The organism is Pontibacillus chungwhensis (genome assembly GCF_030166655.1).
Classification (GTDB): domain Bacteria; phylum Bacillota; class Bacilli; order Bacillales; family BH030062; genus Pontibacillus.
In genome coordinates this window covers 3,316,422-3,338,319 of record NZ_CP126446.1, presented here as the reverse complement: position 1 = coordinate 3,338,319, position 21,898 = coordinate 3,316,422, and the positions used below count along the sequence as shown (strand labels likewise).

Genomic DNA, 21,898 nt, shown 5'->3' with positions numbered 1-21,898 from the left:
TCCGCTTTTTTCATTGCTATAAATCCAGATCTTCTGTAATCTTATCAATCATTTCTTTGAGTCGATCTGCCTCATCGAAAATTTCTTTATCCTTCTCGTCGTAGATAGCTGAGGTATATTCCGTAATGGCCTCTTTTCGTTTCTTAAGAAGATCCTGGATCTCCCCTTTTTGTTCAAACGTAATGATTTCTTTTTCTAATAATCGGTCAAGAGTATTATTAATCCGCCAAAATTCTTGGTCTTTTACACTTTGGAAATTGGCATATAAATTACGAAGGTCTGTGGACATTCCTACAGAATCCCAGTTTAAGTTGTTATGATTTCCTGCTGACCAAAAGCGCCATGTTGTTTTCGAGATGGTTTCCTTCCAGGATTTCATCACTTCCTCGTCTAATTGTTGAGGGTTGTCCACTGATGTGTAGGCCCCACCACCAGCTTCGGCGACTTCTTTAAGTTGTTGATTCGCTTCTGTGTCTACCTGGAAACCGATGATATGGACTTCAACATCCATTCCTTGATTCGTAGCTCCTTTGGCAGCCTCCACAGGATTTCCTCCACAAGTTTCTTTTCCATCACTCACAATATAGATGAAGTTTTTGGTTTCGTCTGTGCTATTTTCTTTTAAGTCAGAAGTAGCCTGCTGAATGGCACCAGCTAAAGGAGTCCAACCTTTAGCGGAGAAAGAATCCATGGAATCTGTGAATGTATCGTTGTTGTAGGTCGATAAGGGATAGACGGATTCAATACTTTTACATGACACGTCTTTATCTTGTTCCTTTTCAGATCCTTTGTGTCCAAATACGTAGAGAGAAGCCTGTACATCTTCTGGAAGTTCGCTAGCAAAAGATTGAACGGCTTCTTTCGCTGCAGTCATTTTCTTCTCGCTATTAATTTCTTTCTTCATACTTCCGCTAGAATCAATCAGCATAGCAACATTCACCTTGTCGGGGCGATTGTTTAATTCCTCTTCGGTTACGTCTTGAAGAAGGCGACCGTCTGGGAGTTTTAAAGATTCATAGGTGACTTTAAAATCCTGGACGGGAGAAAAAGCTTGATCGTAATTGGCTCTTAGACCGTTTAGAAGGGAGGTAGCCCATTGTTCGGCCGTCCATTCTTCTGTGTCCTTCGTTTGAACTTCCTCTATGTAATCCGATATTGCTAGTTCCGTGGCCTGTTCAGAATCATCTTGGTCAGCTGATTCTGATTCTGGCACATACGATTTATACATTTCACCTGCTTCATTATGAATGAAGGCTTCTCCATCCTTCTCAAAAGAAATGGCTTCTGCTGTCTGAGCTTCATTAGAAGATGATTCTGCTTGTGTATTGGTTGTCTGTTCCTGTTCCTGTTCTTCTGGGGTGGAAGAGGAATCAGATTGGCAGGCTGTAAGAAGGAAACATAAGCATGCCAGGGAACGTAAAATTTTCAAAAAACCACTCCTCTCTTCGTCACTTATTCCATACCCTATGCAAGGAAGAATATTCTATTATTTTACAAGATTCCCTAATAGTATGCCTGAACGTTCGTCATCCATAAAGGGGTAAGAGTCCTAAAATGACTTATATTATATACATGTTTCTCCATATCAATAACATGGGAAAAGTATCCATATAGCGTTACATATTAGGATAGAAAGAAGGGGAAGCATGACAAACAAGAATCATGAGAATGAGAAGAATGAACAGTTAGAGCAGCATAAGGTGGATGATCATGGAAAGGATATGACAACGAACCAGGGGACAAAGGTTTCTGAAGATGAATTTTCTTTAAAAGCGGGAGCACGTGGTCCGACATTAATGGAAGACTTTCATTTTAGAGAGAAAATGACTCACTTTGATCATGAGCGTATTCCTGAGCGAGCTGTACACGCACGAGGATATGCTGCACACGGAGAATTTGAAGTATACGAATCGATGAAAGAACTCACAAGTGCTCACTTCCTGCAAGATCCTTCTGTGAAAACTCCAGTCTTTGTACGCTTCTCGACAGTTGCAGGTTCCAAAGGGTCATCTGAAACGGTTCGAGACGTAAGAGGCTTTTCGACAAAGTTTTATACCCAGGAAGGGAACTTTGATCTGGTTGGTAACAATATTCCTGTCTTCTTTATTCAGGACGCCATTAAATTTCCTGATTTAGTTCATGCTCTTAAGCCTGAACCCCATAATGGGATGCCACAAGCTGCTTCTGCCCATGATACGTTCTGGGATTTTATTGCGAACAATCAAGAATCGGCTCATATGGCTATGTGGGCGATGTCTGATCGTTCGATTCCTCGTAGTTTTCGCATGATGGAAGGGTTCGGAGTTCACACGTTCCGGTTTGTGAACGAGGAAGGAAAAGCCCGTTTCATTAAGTTCCATTGGAAGCCAAAGCTTGGTGTGCACTCATTAGTATGGGACGAAGCCCAGAAGATTTCTGGTAAGGATGCAGACTTTCATCGTGGTGATTTATACATGGCGATCGAAAACGGTGATTATCCTGAGTGGGAATTAGGTGTTCAGGTCATCGAGGAAGAAGATGAATTTAAGTTTGATTTTGATGTACTCGATCCTACAAAAGTGTGGCCTGAGGAAGAAGTTCCTGTAAAGATTATTGGGAAGATGACGTTAAATCGTAACGTTGATAATGTTTTTGCGGAGACCGAACAAGTCGCGTTTCATCCTGGGCATGTAGTGCCTGGCATTGATTTCTCTAACGATCCATTGCTTCAAGGGCGACTATTCTCTTACACGGATACTCAGTTAACTCGTTTAGGTGGGCCGAACTTCCACGAGTTACCGATCAACAAGCCGGTTTGTCCATTTCATAACAATCAGCGAGACGGGATGCACCGTCAAACGATTAACCGGGGCCAAGTAGCCTATCACAAGAATTCACTTGCTCAAAATACTCCGACTCCTGCAGCGCCAGAAGCTGGGGGGTACAAGCATTATGAAGAAAAAGTAGAAGGTCGTAAAGTTCGTTCAAGAAGTGAAAGTTTTAAAGACCACTTCTCCCAAGCCACAATGTTTTGGAATAGTATGAGTGAGCCTGAAAAAGGTCATATCACACAAGCCTTTAGCTTTGAGCTGGGTAAAGTGGGAGATGAATCTGTTAGGCAGCAAGTTGTTGATATGTTAGCCAATATAAATCTGTCTTTAGCACAAGAGGTAGCTAATAATATTGGGGTGAAATCACCTGAAGAAGGTGGTTCAAATGTTACGAAATCTTCGCCGGCATTAAGTCAAATGCAAAGTAATTATAAACCTGATACGCGCAAAATTGCTGTCTTAGTAGGGGAAGATTTTGATGGGGGAGAACTTGAACAAATTCTTGAAAGTCTTAAATCTGATGGCATTCAATCTGCGATCATCGGGGAAACGTTTGGAGAGCAGAAAGGGAAAGATGGTAAATCGTTTGAAGTACAGCATACCTTCTTAACCGCTGACTCTGTATTATTTGATGGCATCTTCGTTGTAGGTGGCGAAAGCGTAAGCAAAAAGTTCCGTAGCGATGCTAATGCGTTTATGCATGAGGCCTTCTCTCATTTTAAACCAATTGGAGCTAGTCAGAAAGGAACTGAATGGTTGAAAGAAGAAGGGTTAGCAGGGCATGCCGGTGTCATTACAGGGGAAGACTCAACCCAGTTTGCGAAAGAGTTCAGCAAGGCTATTGCTGCTCACCGCCATTGGGATCGACAAATCCTATAAGGAAAAAGCTTGAAAGGAATTCGTCTTTTTTGACGGATTCCTTTTTCAAGTGAAATAAAGGAAACCTTTATTATTAGGATTTCCAAGTACCGGGAATAGGTGGTTGTTCGATTACCGAGGTTCTGATCTATTTAAGTGCGATATGATTCTAGTGTTTCTAATGCCCACTGGCACCATTCTACATACATTTTAGCGTATCGTTTCCCAAATTCAGAAGTCAGATAGCTACCAATATGAAGGTAATTCGGAGGACCGTCTTCTCCGTAATGTTCCTGTTGCCATTTCGAGGTGCCATCTAATATAGCTTTTTCCCTTGCTAAAATTCTTTCAAGCAAAGCGATAGCTTCATCAATAGTGATTGCTTGAAATGCTGAAACGCGAAGCAGAAACTCGTCTTTTATCTTGGCAGGTTTGATGGCTTCTTCCATCATCCATTCAATCAAACGTTTTTCCCCTTTTGGGGTGATTGTATATAACTTCTTATTTGGGCTTCCTTCTTGGACGATTGTTTCAAATGTGACAAGCTCTTCATCTCGCATTTTGTTCAACTCTTGATACACTTGTGAATGAGTAGAATTCCAAAAATAGATGTGCTGTGTCTTAAATGTGCTATGTAAGTCATAGCCAGAATGAGGTTCTTTCGTCAACAATCCGAGAAGGGCATATCTTATGGCCACAGTCTACCTCTCCCTTTACTCAACTTGCTACATCTATTATACGCTAGATTAAGTAAAGGGAAAATAGAGGCATGTGTTCCTTATGTTTATTCTTCCCAGGAAACAGGGAAAGTGAGTACTAAGAATTAATATTAGGAGGCTAACCATGTCTGAGAAACGATTAAGTGAACTTGTACAAGGGGAGAATTATTCTGCACAAGAACTAGACAGTTTTGTTTCTACAACAGATGCTGTGCTTCTATCTAGTAATGAGAACCAACTCTTTACAGAGCCTGATCGGGAGTATAAAGTAACAGGCGAATTTGCAGGTTTCTTTGAGCACTCTTCTGATAATGGCGAGAAATATTATCGGAATAAAAAAGCTTATATTGTGGAGAAAGTATAAAGAACATAAGGAAAACAAATGATAAAAAGGACTTAATCTGTTGGGATTAAGTCCTTTTTTAGGTATAATAGGTCTTTCGATTATACAAGCAAGGGAGGGGAAGGGTATGACCCAACGCCAAAATCGCGTGCCTTACTATCTTCAAGTAAAACACAGCATTATTGAAAACATTAAAAATCAGAGCTGGAAGCCCGGTGAAAAAATACCTTCTGAAAATCAGCTTATGCAGGAATATCAAGTGAGTCGTTCTACCATCAGGCAAGCGATTACTCAATTAGCTCAAGAAGGGATACTCGAAACAAAACGAGGGAAATCTACGACCGTTAAGAAGAAGCCATCGGATCATGTGAAAAATCCAGGCGTTATTCAACGAGAAAAAGGAACTGAATTCAGTGTCCAAATCATACGAAACGTTCATGGGAAGAAAATGGACTATGCAAAAAAGATGTTAGGTCTTTCGGAAGAACAAGCCGTCTACATGTATGAGCGTTTGCGCTTGGCAGATGGAGTCCCGATCGCCTTTCAACAACTTTTTATACCTGAACACATCGTAGAGAGTTTGACGGACGAGGATTTGCTCGTTTTTGATTTCCATGCTCATCTAGAAGAGAAGGGAATGCAGCCAAACTATTCTAAAGAATATGTTTCAGCCTCTCTTGCGAATACATATGAAGCTGACTTCCTCGGCATCGTAGCAGGGGACCCGTTAGTTGATATGACAAGAATTACACTAGGGATCGACCAGTCTCCTCTGGAATATTGCAGAACCAAATATTTGCCAACTTTCTTTGATTTTACTGTAGAAACACGAGGATAACGCTTTAGTCTTTAGGCTAAAGCGTTTTTTTATGAGCGATGTGAGGGGGAGCGGAAGTTATGGATAAGAATCGAGCGGAGGGGAGTGGCTCAAGTGGGCGGGCGCGGCTCAAGTTAGCTAGAATTGGCTCGTGCGGGGGAGCAACGGCTCAAGCTTGTGGGGAACGGCTTAAGAAAATCGCATAACGGCTCAAGAGGAAAAAATAACGACTTAAGTCAGGGGAGAGAGGCTTAAGTGGGGCGGAAGCGGCTTAAGTTAGGCAGAATTGGCTCGAATCAGTTGGTAGCGGCCCAAGTTCAAGGAAGGGAGCGAGAGCCACATTAGCACCCTATTCAATGAAATATAACCTAAGAATTCTATAAGATTCTCAGAAAAGGAAATGTAAGGAATGAAACTTGCGAACACATATCATACATGTTAGTATAAGTTTTGTGCTTATTCGGACATGTTAGTTACATAGATAAGCATGAAACTTATGAAACTACTACAATACTTTGGGGGAATATACGCATGAAAGCACTAAAAAGAATACTCCCGGCACTTTTTATCGGAATGTTACTTGTGCTGGCAGCTTGTGGAAATGATTCCAGTTCAGGAGATGGGGATGGATCTGATAAGGAAGATAAAACCATCGAAATTGGCTTGAATAACTGGGCAGAGAACGTGGCAGTTTCGAATATGTGGAAGATTATTTTAGAAGATGAAGGATATTCAGTTAAATTAAATATGACAGAAAAAGGGCCTTTATATCAGGCGCTTGAATCAGATGATTTAGACCTTGCATTAGAAGTATGGTTACCACACACAGATGAAGCTTTCTATGAAGATTACAAAGAAGATGTGGATTTCCATAAAGATCAACCTTGGTTTAATGGTACGACTCTAGGACTTGCAGTACCTAGTTATGTAGATGTAAATAGCATTGAAGAATTAAACGACAATAAAGATTTGTTTGAAGATGGTAAGATTTATGGGATCGACCCAGGCTCAAGTCTTATGGGCTTAACGGATGAAGCTCTTGATGAATATGGTTTAGATTACACTACGGCTTCTTCTTCAGGACCGGCTATGACGACTCAACTTGGAGAATCGATTCGTAAAGAAGAACCAATCCTAGTAACGCTTTGGAAGCCTCACTGGGTGTTTGCGGAATACGAGCTTAAGTTCTTAGAAGATCCAAAGAATGTATATGGCGATGAAGAAAATATTATTTGGATGTCCCGTCAAGGTTTCACAGACGACTTTCCTGAAGTGACAGAGTATATCAACACTTGGGAAATGGACGATCAACAGCTAGGAAGCTTAATGAACATGGTAAAAGAAGCTGATGAGCCAGCTGAAGGGGCTCAGAAATGGGTAGATGAGAACGAAGAACTGATTAACGAATGGTTAGGAAAATAACAAATGCACACAAAAAAGGACTTTTCCCTTAAGGAAAAGTCCTTTTTTCTATTTATCCAACTGTTCCGTACTTTTTGGCACGCTGATCATCTTTGTGGTCTTTAACCACAAGGACAGCGTGGATGGCACCAGGAATAACCCCTAAAATGGTAAGTATTAAGTTGATGATGGCTTGAACGGGTTTTCCTACAAACAAGACCGCAATGGGTGGTAATAGAATAGCAAGTAGGTATAACATGTTTTCCCTCCCGATGGAATGTCTTCTTGCGATTTATTTCTATATTACCCGCTGTTCACAAAGTTAATCTGACTTCATTTCATAATAGACTTACTAGATTATAGGTTTTAACCCTCTTTTTTACGGTTACATAGATAGTACGCAGAAACTCAATAGCCCGATAAGGAGTGGAGTTTAATTATGACATTACAAAAAGACTTAAAGAAACTAGAAAATTTCTATGCAGAAAAACCTGAACGAGTACTTACAATGTACTTAAATACAGATTTAGCTGACCCTGAACAACAGGGCGGTGAATGGAAGATCCATTTCAAAAATGGAATGAATAACTTTGAACATTACTTGCAAGAGAGCGGAGACAAGGATGAATTAAAAAACTTCCGTAATCTAAAAGAACAATTAGAAACATATGTGACAGACTATGAACGTGATCTTTCTAAAAGTTTAATTGTTTTTGCGTCAACAGACGGTTCCCTATGGCACGCTCAGCCCGTGCAAATGCCGGTTAAAACAGAGTTCTTCTGGGAAGAAGCACCTGTATTGGATCAAATGCATGAGCTTCATAAAGAGTTCCCTAAAACCGGGGTTGTGCTTGTTCAGCAGAACGACGTGAAGGTCATTGAAGCTGAATTAGGTGCAGTAGATGACATCAAATATTATGAATTAGATCTTAATACAGAAGATTGGCGCTTACACACTGGTCCTCACCATGCCCAACCTTCTATGGGTTCAGGTGGGAAAAACCCAGGTAAAGAAAAATTTGAAGACCGCTACCGTGCTAATCAGCAGCGCTGGTATAAGAGCCTTGCGCCTACATTAGACAAATTAGCAAAAGATGGACAGTGGGAACGTATTTATCTGGTAGGTAACCAGGACGAAACGGATGAAATCCAAGCTCATATGAATAAGCCTATTGATGAGCATGTTCCAAAGAACCTTCTTGAGCATGAAGAAACTCACGTGCTTAACGAAGTGGTATTGTAATAAAGAAAGAAAAAACTCTGCAACAGTGAGTTGCAGAGTTTTTTCTTGTTTTCCTACATAGATGAAGTGACAGATTTTTCTAAAGCGTGCCACCAGCACCTTTCTTAAAAAAATCTTGAAAATATGATAAAATAATAATTATTAAAAATGAGCTTGAAGGAGAAATAAGATGTATATCGTTGACTCTACTGTGGTGGTTCCAGAGGAAAAAGCAGATGAATTAATAGAGATTTATCAAAACCGATCAAAGAGCGTTGATCAATGGGAAGGTTTTCGCTCTTTTCAACTTCTTCAAAACGACAAAAAGCCTGGGGAATTAACTGTTCATATGGAATGGGAATCCAAGGCTCATTATATGAAATGGGCAACAAGTGAGGAGTTCCAGAAAATACACGAACTGGAGAAGAATTATCCTGACAAAGCGCTTGCTAACATTCCTCCGAAAGTTAAAAAGTTTAAAGTGGTGGCGGAATGAAAGCTTCAGAACGAGAACACATTGTTGATCAAATCGTGAACGAAATCTATGAGGCGTATCCTTTTTTATGGGAACGTTTCGGTGAAAATGGTCGAAAACGAACAAAAGAGGATAATTATCACCATTTAGACCATCTCTCAACAACATACGAAATGGGAGAAGAGCAGTTTTTTATGGATTATACGAAGTGGTTGCAAACGGTATTAACAAGCCGCGATGTAGGCACGGAATTAATTATTGATAATTATGAGCGGTTGTATCGACACCTTGAGGGGCTTGAAGATCATGATGAACAAAAAGCCTATCAGTCCTATCTAAAGAATGGTATTGAATTTTTGAGAGCAACAAATGAGTAAGGGGTGAGGAGATGGACGATTTTTCTAAGCTTGCAAAGTTATTTCTTGAAGGAAATGAAGATGATGCCGTTCACTATTTGTCCCAAATGGGGACAACACCAAATCGGCTTCATCTGTACGAGCAATTCCTTACTCCGACTATGTATCACATTGGGGATCTTTGGGAGCGCAATGAGATTTCCGTAGCGGATGAGCACTTAGCTACAGCTGTATGTGATTTTGTCCTTTCTCAGCTTGATAGTATGAAGAAGCGTGCATCCGAACAGAATGCTAGTAAGGTATTGTTATTTGGCATTGAAGAAGAACAACATTATCTGGGGTTAAAAATGGTCGCTTCTACTTTTAGAGAGTATGGGTGGAATGTCAGGTATCTTGGACCGAACCTGCCCCTTGATCACGCACTGAAACAAGTGAATCGATATAAACCAGATGTGGTTGGAGTATCAGCTGCTTTGTCTTATCGACTCCCAGTTCTAAAAGAAGTGATTGAACATTTAACTCGCCTTGAGTGGTCGCCGACAGTGTTAATAGGAGGCCGAATGGCGAAAGAATATGATTTAAGTTCATTTGCTTCTGAACGGGTTGTTGTGATGAAAGATTTACATCAATTAGAAACATGGATAGAGGGGAATGAAGAAGACATTAATGCGACAAGTTAACAATCACTTTCCAGTTCCCTCCCTAACCATTAATAAAAAATATACGATTCTTGAATACACGCAAGAAGCGAGTGAGATGTTTCATCTGACTCCTTCTTTATGGGAAATCATAGAAGAAGCTAGTCATAAGAAAGTAAAGGATTGGATTGTTCCCACTCTGCCTAAAGTTAAAGTGGAGGTTAATGTCATTACCGCCTCTAAACAAGTCGAACTTGTGGATCTTTATGTGAAATGGGCAAATGATCTACAGGCTGAAATTATGATCATTCCTAAAGAAGGGCAGAACCAGCACGTAAGTAAGATGCTGGACCGATTGCAAAATCGTTTAAATGAAACAAATTTCGAGCTGTTAGAAGAAAAAGAAAAGCTAGAAGATGCGATTCATCAAAATAATTTGTTATCTGCTCCCTTCATTCAGCTTACTTCAGAAATCTCCTTGATTCCTTTGTTTGGTGATATTTCAGAAGAGAAGCTATTTACGATTAAAGATCAAGTACTTTTGAAGGCCCATACGCATGAAACAGATTGTTTATTGTTTGATTTTACAGCTGTAGGAGAAATGCACCAAGACGGGGTATCTGTGCTGAAAGACATCTTCACGAGTTTACTTTACATGGGTAAGAAGATTGTGATTGTAGGGATTAAACCATCTCAAGCCCAACGGCTCCATCATTTACAAATTCGTTTTAACTTATCATTTGTTACTTCATTACAAGAAGCCCTCCATCGATATGGAGCATAAGAGAAGCCTTTTTTCTATCGAAGAAAAAAGGCTTATTTTTATGCCTTTACTATAATAAATGGCTCTATTAAAGTTATAGTTTTTCCTTATAAGACTGCTTAACAGAACAAATACTAAAAAAATCCGCACAAATATGTTTTACTACTATACTAAAATGGAAATATATATGTAATTCGATTAACAATACGCGTTTACGACCTAATAATGGAATTTCCACTATCGTTTGAAAATGTTTTTGTCTCATGTAGCTTTTGGTAAGTTCATATACTTGCATAAAGGAGGGAAATTCCATGGGGAGCAAAGCGATTTATATTTATACCCGGTCCGGATGCGATGAAAGCCAGTCATTGAAAGAATACCTATCAGCTGATCAAATACCATATCATGAGATTGATATTAGTCATTCCAATGATTTAGAAAGTGAATTACTTGGGATCACAGGCACAAACATTACACCGGCCATCATCGTGGACAAAAAGAGTATGTTTGGGAAAAAGAAGCGTGCCGTGTTTTCGGGATATGTCACGAATAAATCTACTATTAACCGGGTTATTCATTAATAAAGCGCCCTTTCCTAAAAGAGCTAATTAGGAAAGGGCGCTTTTACCATTCATTTTATAAACAGGGAGAAGGTGAGCCATACAACACTCAGGCTTATGATCAGACTAGACGCTACATAGAGTAGGGCTTCCTTTATTCTGTTGGTTTGCAAGAGCTGAATGGTCTCCTTTCCAAAAGTCGAAAAGGTTGTAAAAGCTCCGCAAAACCCTACACCTGCGAGTTGCCAGATGGACTCTGGAAGAACCTCTTTTGTTCTAAGTACAATGAATCCAGCTAAGAGCAACGAACCAACTATATTGGCTAGCCAAGTTCCATAAGGAATCGAACCCTTTGAATTAAAGAAGTCACTTAAAAAGAATCGACAAAGAGCACCGAGTCCGCCTCCTAGCGCTACATAGGCAAACATCATTTTACATGCTCCTTTCGACTGTGAGCAGTAAAGAATCCTAGCCAGCTTAAGGTTAATCCTCCTGCAAGGCTAATAAGCACATACATCAATGCTAGAATGTGCGAAGTATGGAGCCATAGCTGTAAGGTTTCGGTGGAGAAAGTTGAAAAGGTTGTAAATGATCCAATCAGTCCTGTACTGATTCCAACCTTAACAGAAGAAGAAAACTTGCTCATAAGAGTTGGGTGAGTGCTTAGATAAGTAAGGATAAAGCAGCCAATGAGGTTAACAAGAAGCGTCTCGTATGGAAACACAGACGCCTCTTCAATCCACAAAGAGACGATGAATCGTAAAGAAGACCCCACAGCACCTCCTATAAAAATCGCAAGGTACATAAACATGGTTTTATCGTTCACTCCCTTTTATAGAGAAGAGAGTCGAATCCCTTCTTATTTACATGCCGGACATTTTCCATAAATCTCAAATTTATGATTTTCTACATCATAGTCTTTTAGTTCACCTGAGACCTGTTGCATCGGGCAAGTGTGAATTTCTTTTGTTTTCCCGCAATCTAGACAAATGAAATGATGGTGGTGCTTGGACTCACATTTCATACGGAAGTGCTTTTCACCCTCAAGATCTGTTACCTCTAACAATTCTAACTCAACGAACAAGTGTAGATTGCGGTAGATCGTATCGAAACTAATACCTGGGTATTTATCTTCCATCATTGCTTTCACATCACGAGCTGTTCGGTAACCATTTTGTTCATAGAAAAAGCGTAACAGATCTTCCCGTTTATCTGTATACTTATGACCTTTTTCTTTTAATTCTTCAAGTGCTTGATTTAAATTCACGTTTTCACCCTCTTTGTACGTGTACGTTGGATTCCTTTCTTCACAAGGATGGTCACTACTAAGATTAAGATAGACGTTAAAACGATGGTGCCACCGGGAGGAATTTCGAAATAATAGCCGAAGATGAGCCCGCTAATCACCGAAATTTCACCAAATACAATCGATAAAAGAATGGCTTGCTTAAATCCGCGGGCAATCCGAATACTCGCAGCTACAGGTAAGGTCATGAGAGCTGATACCAGTAAGACCCCAACAATTCGGATAGAAGCAGCAATAACCAGAGCTGTTAAGACGATAAAAAGGAAATGAATGCGTCTTGCATGAATACCTGAAACAACAGCGTGTTCTTCGTCAAACGAGAGCATAAACAATTCTTTATAGAATAAACCAATGAGCGCCGTAACCACAACAGCTACAATAAGAATTGTCCATAAATCTTGACGACTGACAGCTGTCACAGAACCGAATAAATAATTGAATAAATCTGTATTAAAACCATTGGCAAGAGAGATAAAGATAACACTTAAGCCAACCCCGCCTGATAATATAATTGGAATCGCTAATTCTTGATAGGCTTTGTACACGCGTCTGAGTTGTTCAATGAAGACAGAGCCGATAACGGAGAAACTCATTCCGGCATAGAAGGGACTAATCCCAACACCGAATTTCTTATCAAGCATAAGACCAAAGGCAATGCCAGATAAGGTCACATGGGAAAGGGCATCCGCAATTAAAGAAAGTCTCCTAACAACAACGAACGTTCCTAAGAGCGGTCCAATGAACCCGATCAGTAACCCTGTATATAGTGCGTTTCTTAAAAATTCATATTGTAAAAAGCTTGATAACATAAAGATTCCTCCACTAATGGTCGTGGGTCACAGCGTGAACGGGGTGACCGTATATATTTGATAGATCTTGATCATTTAAATCATTAAATGACTCTGGATCACCGTGAAAATGGATTTGTTTGTTCAGGCAGGCTATATCGCTTGCGTATGAAGTCATTGTACCGATGTCATGAGTAACAAGAAGTAAGGTAATCCCTTTATTTCTGTTTAAATCAGCGAGCATTTTATAAAAGCGATGCACATTTTCTGTGTCTACTCCGACCGTCGGCTCATCTAAGATTAAGAAATCAGGCTCGCTGACAAGAGCTCTGGCGATAAAGATACGCTGCTGTTGTCCACCTGATAGGTCGCCAATATTCTGATAAAGGTAGTCACTCATACCAACCAACTCTACGGCTTCTTTAATCTTTTCCTCGTGTTTTTTCTTAAAGAATCGAAAATAACCAACTTTAGATGTTAAACCCATTGATACAACTTCATAGACAGTTGCTGGGAAACCACTATTAAAACTGTTGGCCTTCTGAGAGACAAAGCCAATTCGGTCCCATTCTTTAAATTTATCTATAGGCTTTCCGAATAAGTTAATCTCTCCTCGTTTTTGGTGCATGAGTCCAAGGATCAGTTTAATTAACGTGGTTTTTCCTGAGCCGTTTGGGCCAACTAGGCCAACAAAGCTACCTGGCTGAATGGTAAAGTCAATGTGCTCTAGTACATCTCTTTGTTCATAGGAATAACTGACATCTTTAATATCTAATACGGGTGTAGGCAATGTGATGGAACCTCCTTCTATTTGCTATTTAACGCGGTTTTAAGCACATCAAGATTATCGCGCATTAAGTCAAAGTAATTGTCCCCTTCATCAATATCTTCCTGGGTTCGTACCGAAAGATTATGAATGGATAAAGCCTTGGCGCCGATTTCGTTCTGGATAATGGTTGCCACCTGATTGGAAACATTTTGTTCAAAGATCATATAGTTCATATTTTCCTTCTTACCTAATTCAATTAAATGCTCAATGTCTTGTTGTGACGGCTCACTGCTTGGGGAAATACCGTTTACAGAGATTTGTTCAACCCCGTATCGTTCCTCCCAATACCCATAAGCTCCGTGCGCTACGAGAAATTGCTTCTTATCTGCCTGAGCAACGGCTTTTTGAAAGTCTTCGTTAAGCTGGGTGAGTTGTTGGTTCAAATGTTTAAAGTTTTGTTCATATACTTCTTTATCTTCTGGATTTAATTCTATTAATTCTTCTTTAATATACTGAGCCAGTTCTTGAGCACGAACAGGATCAAGCCAAATATGTGGATCTTTATCTCCGTGGGTGTGTCCTTCATGAGCGGATTTTTCTTCATGACCTTCTCCGTGAGCAAATAGAGATTCATGAGTTCCTAGTTCTGCAAGCGTTACATCTTCTCCCTCTAGCGCATCCGCAGCGCTTTCTGCAAACCCCTCAAGCCCAGCACCTAAATAGAAGAAAGCATCACTCTCAGCTAAATGGGCCATCGTTTTAGCGGTGGGTTCGAATGTATGAGCGTCTGCTCCTGGTGGATAGATGGTTTCTACGTCAACTGTATTACCACCTATCTCTTCTGTGAAATATTCAATGGGATAAATTGATGTATAGATCGTTAAATCTTCTATAGATGATTCATTATGATTATTAGATGAACAAGCAGTGACTAGAAGCAAGACACTTCCCATAACTAAACTTGTAATCATTTTCTTCATTCTCTTATTCTCTCCTTTAAAAGGTTCCTTAACACAAAACCTTAGTTATTGTATCGTAACGATTCCGATTTGTAAATAAGAATGATTCCGATTTAATAGGGAGGGATAAAAAAACCACCTCTATGACTGAGAGGTGGTAGTAAAATCATGTGTTATGAGCTCATTTTCCGTAACTTACGTAGACGTAATGTTCCCAAAAGAGCAAGCAGACTAATGCAAAAGGAAGAGAGAAACAATCCGTTGTAGCCGCTTCCTACAACTTGATGAAGACCAGAAAGCATAGATTGTCTTATCTCTTCATCTTGTATAACTTCAAATGTACTCTTAATGGATTGGTAATCTTTTTCTTGAAGACCTTCTCCCTCAGGCATATAAAAGGTGACGCCTGCTTGAGCTGGTACAGCTTCATTAGGTAAATGATTGTACACCTTCTCTTCTACGTTCGTGAGTGACCTGGCTAGAAAGCCTGCATACATGGTTGGTCCAATCGTCATGCCGAGCTGACGAAACAAAGAGGTGGTGCCAAGAGCGATCCCTTTCCGCTCTGAAGTATTCTCTGTAGCTAGTACATTAATCGGAGCACCGAGCATCATACCAAACCCTGCACCAACAAATGAACTGGCGACCGCCATTTGCCACAAGGATTCAACCCATAGAGGGAATAGTAAAAATCCTGTTAAAGCAAGTAAACTTGCAGTGACTAATGTATAAATAGGTCCTTTTTTATCGACTAACGTCCCGCCTCCGCCAGCACCTATACCGGATGCAAGAGCAAGAGGAGTAAACCAATACCCGGCTTGTTCACGGGGGATATTCAAATATTGCTCGATGAAACCTGGAATAAAGATCACTGAAGCGAGAATCATCCCTGAGAAGGAGGCCAATAACAATGTCCACCGGAAAGTAGGAGTCTTCATTAAGGTCATGGGCAGGATGGGTTCGCGAGTTGCTCCTACACGCTTTTCTACTTGGAAAAGCACAGCGAACAACACGATAGCTAATAGAAAGAAGGTAAAGAAAGTCGGCTTTAAAAGGCTTTTAAAAAGGTCCTCTCCTTCTAATAAAGTCAAACTATACATAAGAGACAGGACGGCTGTAGTAAGGAAAACGATACCCGCCCAATCCATTTTTTCTTTAACAAGTTCTTGTTCTTCTTTGATAAAACGTCCACCAATAATTAAGAGAAGAACGGATATAGGAATGTTAATCAAGAACAGCCAATGCCAGTTTCCTGTCGCTTGGAGAATAATAGCTCCAAGGTTTGGTCCTAAAATGGCAGCAATCCCATTCATCCCGCCGATTAGTCCAAGGGCACGCCCTTGTTTATCTTTTGGAAATGTATTTAATACATAGGAGCTCGCTATAATAAAGATGCCCCCGCCCCCTAATGATTGCAAGAACCGAGAGGCTAGGAAGAGAGGGAAGGTAGGGCTTAAAGCGACACATAAAGACCCTATACCAAATAGAGCTACCTCAATCATAAATAAACGTTTACGCCCAAACTGATCGGATAACTTTCCTACAATGGGAACGGATATGGCTAATCCTAATGTATATAATGTTATGGTCCATGAACCCCAGGTCGCACTAACGTCAAAGGCGTAAATGAGAGTAGTGAGTGAAGCAGTAATGATGCCGTTATCTAATGCAGCCATAAAGACGCCAATGGCAAATACGAAAAGCGCTCCTTTTAGTTGACGGTTCATGTGGTCCCTCCTAGAAAAAATAGTGTGAAAACGTTTCATTGAACTATAGCAAATAGTAGCAATAAATGATGCCAAAATCAATGTACTCTCATAAGCGGATGGAGACAGGAAGCATAAAATCTCCTGTTTAGGATATACCAATAAGGGTATATTTTGAGTGGATCATATTTTATGAAGGAGGCATTACCATGTTCCATTATACAGTAGAAACATCTAAAAGCTTAGATGAAGCGGTGGACGCGCTTCAGACACAGTTGAAGGAAGAAAAGTTCGGTGTACTCTGGGATTTTAATGTGAAGGATACATTACAGAGTAAAGGTTTTGATTTTAATACAACCTATAGAATCCTAGAAGTATGTAACCCTGGGGAAGCGAAGAACATTCTTGAGAAGAATGCTTTAGCGAGTTATTTCCTTCCTTGTAAGGTGGTTGTATACGAACAAGATGGAAGTACGAAAATGGGTATGCCAAAACCTACTTCTTTAATTGGATTCTTAGAAGATGAAGAACTGAATGATCAAGCAAAGGATATTGAAGAGCGAATGGCTGCTTGTATGGATAAGGCAGCACAGTAATAAATACCCCTAACAAGTATTAAAAAGGAAACGAATAATGAGAGGTCAGCAATCTTATGGTTGCTGATCTTTTTTAATGTTTAAAGTTTGACTAAAATACTTAACGGGGGTATAGTAATATATAAATTAAGCAAAATAAGGAAGTGAACCGATGGATCACTCTATGTTACCTGAAGATAGCGGGAAACAACCTGTAACCCCCCGTACTGATGAAGAAAAACAAAAAGTACTAAATCGTTTGAAACGAATTGAGGGGCAAGTTCGTGGAATTCAAAAAATGATCGAAGAAGATCGGTATTGTGTCGATGTTCTCGTACAAATATCAGCGATTAACGCTGCACTCAAGAAAGTTGGCTTTTCTTTAATGGAGAGACACACAAACCACTGTGTAGCGGATGCCATTCATAAAGGAAATGGTGATGAAGCCATTCAAGAACTCATTAAAGTAATGGAGCAGTTCTCGAAGTCCTAAGGAGGGTCTTCTATGAGTAGTGAAGAAAAACAAATGAATGTAGGTATTACAGGTATGACCTGTGCAGCCTGCTCTACGCGCATAGAAAAGGTATTAAATAAAATGGACGGCGTCGAGGCAAGGGTAAATCTTGCTATGGAAACCGCTCAAATTGAGTACAATCCAGATGAAGTTAACACCTCAGATATTACTGCCCGAATTGAAAAGCTAGGTTACGGTGTCCAGATGGAAAAAGTAGAATTAGATATTTACGGTATGACGTGTGCAGCTTGTTCATCACGTATTGAGAAAGTACTCAATAAAATGAATGGGATTCAAACGGCGACAGTGAATCTGGCTAATGAAACGGGCGTTGTGGAATATCAATCAGGAGTGCAAGACCTAAGTTCAATTATAGCTAAGATCCAAAAGCTTGGTTATGATGCAGAGCCTCGTGTAGATGCTGATGAAAAGTCATCTCAGAAAGAACAAGAGTTGAAGATGAAAAGAGTGAAACTTCTTATATCGGCTCTCTTATCTCTTCCTCTTCTCTATACGATGTTTGAGCATTTATTCGGCTTACCTGTCCCATCCTTACTCATGAATCCGTGGGTGCAGTTTGCACTAGCAACTCCGGTTCAGTTTATTATCGGATGGCAGTTTTATGAAGGGGCTTATAAGAACCTGAAGAATAAGACGGCAAATATGGATGTGCTCGTTGCCCTTGGAACAAGCGCTGCTTATTTTTATAGTTTATCAGAAGCGATTCAGGCAACGATCGGGGCAACAAATACCCCTCACTTGTATTTTGAAACAAGCGCCGTCCTTATAACGCTCATCCTTTTAGGTAAATACTTTGAAGCCATCGCTAAAGGACGTACGACGCAAGCTATTTCATCTCTCCTCAATCTACAAGCGAAAGAGGCTACGGTCATTCGGAACGGAGAAGAAATGAAGCTTCCGATTGAACAAGTCGTTGTAGGAGATCACATACGGGTACGTCCAGGTGAGAAGGTTCCTGTAGATGGAACCGTGATAGAGGGCCAAACGTCAATAGATGAATCAATGATTACGGGGGAATCCATACCTGTTGAAAAAGGGACTGGAGAAGCCGTCATTGGTTCTACCATAAATAAGAACGGAACCATTACACTAGAGGCAACGAAAGTTGGGAAAGATACAGCTCTGGCTGGAATCATTAAAGTAGTGGAAGAGGCTCAAGGCTCAAAAGCTCCCATTCAACGCATGGCTGATGTGATTTCAAGTTATTTCGTTCCGATTGTGGTAGGGATAGCCCTTGTGACTTTTATCGTCTGGATAGCCATAGTGGATCCTGGTAATTTGCCAGCAGCTCTTGAGGCATCTATAGCTGTCCTAGTAATTGCTTGCCCTTGTGCGCTTGGATTGGCTACACCAACTTCCATTATGGTTGGAACGGGGAAAGCAGCTGAACAGGGAATCTTATTTAAAGGCGGGGAGCACTTAGAATCCACTCACCACGTCCAGACAATTGTATTCGATAAAACGGGCACCATAACAAATGGTAAGCCTGTGGTTACAGATTTCGATGGAAATAAAGATGCATTACGATTAGTAGCAGCTGCTGAGAATAGTTCAGAGCACCCGTTAGCTCAAGCCATTGTTCAATATGTGAAAGATAAAGGCGTTCATATTCCAAAAGCAGAATCCTTTGAGGCCATTCCAGGACATGGTATAAAAGCTGTAGTGGAAGGCAAACGTGTATTAATTGGAACAAGGAAGTTATTTGAGGAAGAAAATGTGGAATATAGCTCATACAAGGAGAAAATGGTTGAGCTTGAACATGACGGAAAGACAGCCATGCTCCTGAGTGTGGATGGGAAGTCAAGTGGGATTATTGCCGTAGCTGATACAGTGAAGGATTCAGCGGCTCGAGCTTTAGCTGAGTTAAAAGAGCAAGGGATCGAACTTGTTATGTTAACAGGTGATAACGAAAGAACCGCTCAAGCGATCGCCTCACAGGTAGGAATTGATCGCGTAATTGCCGAAGTTGTTCCAGAGCGAAAGGCAGAAGAAGTGCGTAAGCTTCAGGAGAGCGGTAAATCTGTAGCGATGGTCGGGGATGGTATTAATGATGCACCAGCTCTTGTGGTAGCCGATATAGGGATTGCAATCGGAACAGGGACTGATGTAGCGATTGAAGCTGCCGATGTAACGATCCTTGGAGGAGAACTTTCTCTTATACCAAAGGCCATTCGTATTAGTCATCAAACGATGAAGAATATAAAACAGAATCTTTTCTGGGCTTTAGCTTATAATACTGCCGGAATTCCTGTAGCAGCCTTAGGGTTATTAGCTCCATGGATCGCAGGTGCTGCGATGGCATTTAGTTCAGTGAGTGTTGTTTCTAACTCCCTTCGATTGAAGAGAGTTAAAATATAAATATATTTTAGGAAGGATGAGTAGCATGCAAATTACATTAGCCGTTCATGGCATGACTTGTGGCCATTGCGAAAAAGCAGTTAAGGGAGCCGTTGAGGAACTTAACGGGATCCAAGGTGTAGAGGTTCATTTAGATACAAACAAAGTAGACGTTACGTACGATGATGTTTATGTATCAAAAGAACAAATCGAATCAGCAATTGAAGAACAAGGGTACGACGTTGTTTCGTAAGGTTACTATAAAATGAATACTCTTAAAGAGTAATGAAGCGGAATCGTTGATGATTCCGCTTTTTTTATTGGACCGCTTAATTACAACTGATTATAAGAGTATTTTTTTAATAATTAATATAATTTATTGTTGTAATGAGGTTTCTTATTGGATGGGGGTGGGAATAAGGAAAGTAGAATAGGGAGACCCCCGTACAAAAGGAGAGGATACATAGTGAGTGAGAAGAGAAAGACACTGACGACTGAAGGTGGCGTTCCTGTAGGCGATAATCAGAATTCAATGACAGCAGGTTACCGTGGTCCTACCATTATTCAAGATGTTCACTTATTTGAGAAGCTTGCCCATTTTAACCGTGAGCGTATTCCTGAGCGCGTTGTGCATGCGAATGGTGCAGGTGCATTTGGTTATTTTGAAGTAACAAATGATCTTTCTAAGTATACAAAAGCAGATTTCTTATCTGAAGTAGGCAAGAGAACTGACATGCTTGCGCGCTTCTCTACAGTAGGTGGAGAGAAAGGGTCTGCTGATACAGCACGTGACCCGCGTGGTTTTTCTCTTAAGTTTTATACAGAAGAGGGGAACTACGATCTTGTTGGGAACAATACACCGGTCTTCTTTATCCGTGACGCGATTAAATTCCCAGATTTCATTCATACTCAAAAACGTGATCCTCAAACGAACTTGAAAGACCCTGATATGGCTTGGGATTTCTGGTCTCTATCACCAGAATCTCTACACCAGGTTACCATTCTTTATTCCGATCGCGGTGTACCTGCGACGTTCCGTCATATGCATGGGTATGGAAGCCATACGTTTAAATGGACGAATGCAGAAGGCGAATCTGTTTGGGTGAAGTACCACATTCGTACAGACCAAGGATATAAAACGTTAGATGAAGACACTGCTGTCAAAATTGCAGGTGAAAACCCTGATTACAAAACAGAGGATCTATTTACTTCGATTGAAAAAGAAGATTATCCTTCATGGACGATGTATGTACAAATTATGCCTCTAGAAGATGCAGATACGTATGGAATTGATCCATTTGATGTGACCAAAGTGTGGCCTCACGATGACTATCCATTAATCGAAGTAGGGAAAATGGTTCTGAATCGTAATCCGAAGAACTACTTTACAGACATTGAACAAGCTGCATTCAGCCCTGGTAACTTTGTTCCAGGAATCGACGTGTCACCGGATAAAATGCTTCAAGGCCGTATATTTGCTTATGCTGATGCCCATCGCTATCGTTTAGGGGCGAATTATGAAACATTGCCTGTAAACCGACCAAAAGTTGAAGTGAATAACTATCAACGTGACGGAGCCATGCGCTTTGATGATAATGGCGGAGGTTCTAAAAACTATGAGCCAAATAGTTACGATGGACCTGTGGAAGACCCGAGTGTGAAGCAGGCTACTTATCCTGTTTCAGGCCTAGCGGATAGCACTCCATATGATCATGCCGACCATTATACTCAACCAGGTAACTTATATCGCCTGATGAGTGAAGATGAGAAACAACGCCTTGTTTCTAATATTGTTGGTTCCATGAAAGAAGTGCGTAAAGAAGAAATCCAGCTACGCCAAATTAAACATTTTTATAAGGCTGATCCTGATTATGGTGAACGTGTTGCCAATGCTTTAGGATTAAAAGTACCTGAAGAAGTAAAATAAATGGCTCTTACCTAAAAAGGTGCCCCTACGGGGC

General features: G+C 40.5%; 26 protein-coding genes. 16 read left to right on the top strand and 10 right to left on the bottom strand.

The window, feature by feature from the left end; translation table 11 throughout:
- Window positions 1–16 precede the first annotated feature (16 nt).
- Window positions 17–1,429 carry a vWA domain-containing protein gene (locus QNI29_RS17305; RefSeq protein WP_231418941.1) on the bottom strand — a complete coding sequence of 471 codons (1,413 nt, stop codon included), beginning with the start codon at window positions 1,427–1,429 and terminating at the stop codon, window positions 17–19.
- Between the two features lie 217 nt (window positions 1,430–1,646).
- Here QNI29_RS17305 and QNI29_RS17300 point away from each other — a divergent pair, with 217 nt between their 5' ends.
- Window positions 1,647–3,689 carry a catalase gene (locus QNI29_RS17300; RefSeq protein ID WP_231418940.1) on the top strand — a complete coding sequence of 681 codons (2,043 nt, stop codon included), beginning with the start codon at window positions 1,647–1,649 and terminating at the stop codon, window positions 3,687–3,689.
- Window positions 3,690–3,820: 131 nt separating this feature from the next.
- On the opposite strand, the gene QNI29_RS17295 is transcribed toward QNI29_RS17300, so the two are convergent.
- Window positions 3,821–4,366, bottom strand: a complete 546-nt coding sequence (locus QNI29_RS17295) for a PadR family transcriptional regulator (protein WP_231418939.1) — start codon at window positions 4,364–4,366, stop codon at window positions 3,821–3,823.
- Window positions 4,367–4,511: 145 nt separating this feature from the next.
- On the opposite strand from QNI29_RS17295, the gene QNI29_RS17290 reads away from it, so the two are divergent.
- From QNI29_RS17290 to QNI29_RS17275, 4 genes are all read left to right on the top strand, one after another.
- The gene (locus QNI29_RS17290; protein ID WP_231418938.1) at window positions 4,512–4,751 is read left to right on the top strand and encodes a hypothetical protein; all 240 of its coding nucleotides are present in this window, start codon (window positions 4,512–4,514) and stop codon (window positions 4,749–4,751) included.
- A gap of 106 nt (window positions 4,752–4,857) precedes the next feature.
- The gene (locus QNI29_RS17285; RefSeq protein ID WP_231418937.1) at window positions 4,858–5,568 is read left to right on the top strand and encodes a GntR family transcriptional regulator; all 711 of its coding nucleotides are present in this window, start codon (window positions 4,858–4,860) and stop codon (window positions 5,566–5,568) included.
- Between the two features lie 59 nt (window positions 5,569–5,627).
- Entirely contained in the window at window positions 5,628–5,753 is a 126-nt protein-coding gene (locus QNI29_RS17280) for a hypothetical protein (protein WP_255688724.1), read from the top strand.
- Between the two features lie 367 nt (window positions 5,754–6,120).
- Window positions 6,121–6,969, top strand: coding sequence for a glycine betaine ABC transporter substrate-binding protein (locus QNI29_RS17275; RefSeq protein WP_231418936.1), 849 nt, complete (start codon window positions 6,121–6,123; stop codon window positions 6,967–6,969).
- A gap of 52 nt (window positions 6,970–7,021) precedes the next feature.
- On the opposite strand, the gene QNI29_RS17270 is transcribed toward QNI29_RS17275, so the two are convergent.
- Window positions 7,022–7,207, bottom strand: a complete 186-nt coding sequence (locus tag QNI29_RS17270) for a YqaE/Pmp3 family membrane protein (RefSeq protein WP_231418935.1) — start codon at window positions 7,205–7,207, stop codon at window positions 7,022–7,024.
- A 180-nt stretch (window positions 7,208–7,387) separates the two neighbouring features.
- On the opposite strand from QNI29_RS17270, the gene QNI29_RS17265 reads away from it, so the two are divergent.
- The 6 genes from QNI29_RS17265 to QNI29_RS17240 all read left to right on the top strand — a co-directional run bounded on the left by QNI29_RS17265 (window position 7,388) and on the right by QNI29_RS17240 (window position 10,983).
- Window positions 7,388–8,191 carry a VLRF1 family aeRF1-type release factor gene (locus QNI29_RS17265; RefSeq protein ID WP_231418934.1) on the top strand — a complete coding sequence of 268 codons (804 nt, stop codon included), beginning with the start codon at window positions 7,388–7,390 and terminating at the stop codon, window positions 8,189–8,191.
- 169 nt (window positions 8,192–8,360) lie between these two features.
- On the top strand, window positions 8,361–8,666 hold the full coding sequence (locus tag QNI29_RS17260) for an antibiotic biosynthesis monooxygenase family protein (protein WP_231418933.1): 306 nt from the start codon (window positions 8,361–8,363) through the stop codon (window positions 8,664–8,666).
- Window positions 8,663–9,022, top strand: coding sequence for a hypothetical protein (locus tag QNI29_RS17255; protein ID WP_231418932.1), 360 nt, complete (start codon window positions 8,663–8,665; stop codon window positions 9,020–9,022). Before QNI29_RS17260 ends, QNI29_RS17255 begins: the two co-directional genes overlap by 4 nt.
- A gap of 11 nt (window positions 9,023–9,033) precedes the next feature.
- Window positions 9,034–9,681, top strand: a complete 648-nt coding sequence (locus QNI29_RS17250) for a cobalamin B12-binding domain-containing protein (RefSeq protein ID WP_231418931.1) — start codon at window positions 9,034–9,036, stop codon at window positions 9,679–9,681.
- Window positions 9,653–10,423 carry an STAS domain-containing protein gene (locus QNI29_RS17245; RefSeq protein WP_231418930.1) on the top strand — a complete coding sequence of 257 codons (771 nt, stop codon included), beginning with the start codon at window positions 9,653–9,655 and terminating at the stop codon, window positions 10,421–10,423. Before QNI29_RS17250 ends, QNI29_RS17245 begins: the two co-directional genes overlap by 29 nt.
- 290 nt (window positions 10,424–10,713) lie before the next feature.
- Window positions 10,714–10,983 (top strand): glutaredoxin family protein, encoded by a 270-nt coding sequence (locus tag QNI29_RS17240; RefSeq protein WP_231418929.1) that lies wholly within the window; start codon window positions 10,714–10,716, stop codon window positions 10,981–10,983.
- A gap of 50 nt (window positions 10,984–11,033) precedes the next feature.
- On the opposite strand, the gene crcB (QNI29_RS17235) is transcribed toward QNI29_RS17240, so the two are convergent.
- The 7 genes from crcB (QNI29_RS17235) to QNI29_RS17205 form a co-directional block, all read right to left on the bottom strand.
- Window positions 11,034–11,393 carry a fluoride efflux transporter CrcB gene (gene crcB / locus QNI29_RS17235; RefSeq protein WP_231418928.1) on the bottom strand — a complete coding sequence of 120 codons (360 nt, stop codon included), beginning with the start codon at window positions 11,391–11,393 and terminating at the stop codon, window positions 11,034–11,036.
- On the bottom strand, window positions 11,390–11,788 hold the full coding sequence (gene crcB / locus QNI29_RS17230; RefSeq protein ID WP_231418927.1) for a fluoride efflux transporter CrcB: 399 nt from the start codon (window positions 11,786–11,788) through the stop codon (window positions 11,390–11,392). The genes crcB (QNI29_RS17235) and crcB (QNI29_RS17230) overlap by 4 nt, the downstream gene beginning before the upstream one ends.
- A gap of 33 nt (window positions 11,789–11,821) precedes the next feature.
- Entirely contained in the window at window positions 11,822–12,229 is a 408-nt protein-coding gene (locus QNI29_RS17225) for a Fur family transcriptional regulator (RefSeq protein ID WP_231418926.1), read from the bottom strand.
- Entirely contained in the window at window positions 12,226–13,077 is an 852-nt protein-coding gene (locus tag QNI29_RS17220; RefSeq protein ID WP_231418925.1) for a metal ABC transporter permease, read from the bottom strand. The genes QNI29_RS17225 and QNI29_RS17220 overlap by 4 nt, the downstream gene beginning before the upstream one ends.
- Before the next feature lie 13 nt (window positions 13,078–13,090).
- A complete protein-coding gene (locus QNI29_RS17215; protein WP_231418924.1) occupies window positions 13,091–13,846 on the bottom strand; it encodes a metal ABC transporter ATP-binding protein in 756 nt (251 codons plus the stop codon).
- A 17-nt stretch (window positions 13,847–13,863) separates the two neighbouring features.
- Entirely contained in the window at window positions 13,864–14,805 is a 942-nt protein-coding gene (locus QNI29_RS17210; protein ID WP_231418923.1) for a metal ABC transporter solute-binding protein, Zn/Mn family, read from the bottom strand.
- Between the two features lie 152 nt (window positions 14,806–14,957).
- Complete coding sequence (locus tag QNI29_RS17205; protein ID WP_231418922.1) at window positions 14,958–16,511, bottom strand: MFS transporter; 1,554 nt, start codon at window positions 16,509–16,511, stop codon at window positions 14,958–14,960.
- A gap of 188 nt (window positions 16,512–16,699) precedes the next feature.
- Here QNI29_RS17205 and QNI29_RS17200 point away from each other — a divergent pair, with 188 nt between their 5' ends.
- From QNI29_RS17200 to QNI29_RS17180, 5 genes are all read left to right on the top strand, one after another.
- Window positions 16,700–17,086 carry a DUF302 domain-containing protein gene (locus QNI29_RS17200; protein WP_231418921.1) on the top strand — a complete coding sequence of 129 codons (387 nt, stop codon included), beginning with the start codon at window positions 16,700–16,702 and terminating at the stop codon, window positions 17,084–17,086.
- Between the two features lie 151 nt (window positions 17,087–17,237).
- The gene (locus QNI29_RS17195; RefSeq protein ID WP_231418920.1) at window positions 17,238–17,558 is read left to right on the top strand and encodes a metal-sensing transcriptional repressor; all 321 of its coding nucleotides are present in this window, start codon (window positions 17,238–17,240) and stop codon (window positions 17,556–17,558) included.
- Between the two features lie 12 nt (window positions 17,559–17,570).
- Window positions 17,571–19,958: a heavy metal translocating P-type ATPase gene (locus QNI29_RS17190; protein ID WP_231418919.1), complete on the top strand. Its 2,388-nt coding sequence runs from the start codon at window positions 17,571–17,573 to the stop codon at window positions 19,956–19,958.
- 25 nt (window positions 19,959–19,983) lie between these two features.
- On the top strand, window positions 19,984–20,190 hold the full coding sequence (gene copZ / locus QNI29_RS17185; protein WP_036782491.1) for a copper chaperone CopZ: 207 nt from the start codon (window positions 19,984–19,986) through the stop codon (window positions 20,188–20,190).
- Between the two features lie 234 nt (window positions 20,191–20,424).
- On the top strand, window positions 20,425–21,864 hold the full coding sequence (locus QNI29_RS17180; protein WP_255688753.1) for a catalase: 1,440 nt from the start codon (window positions 20,425–20,427) through the stop codon (window positions 21,862–21,864).
- Window positions 21,865–21,898: the final 34 nt, after the last annotated feature.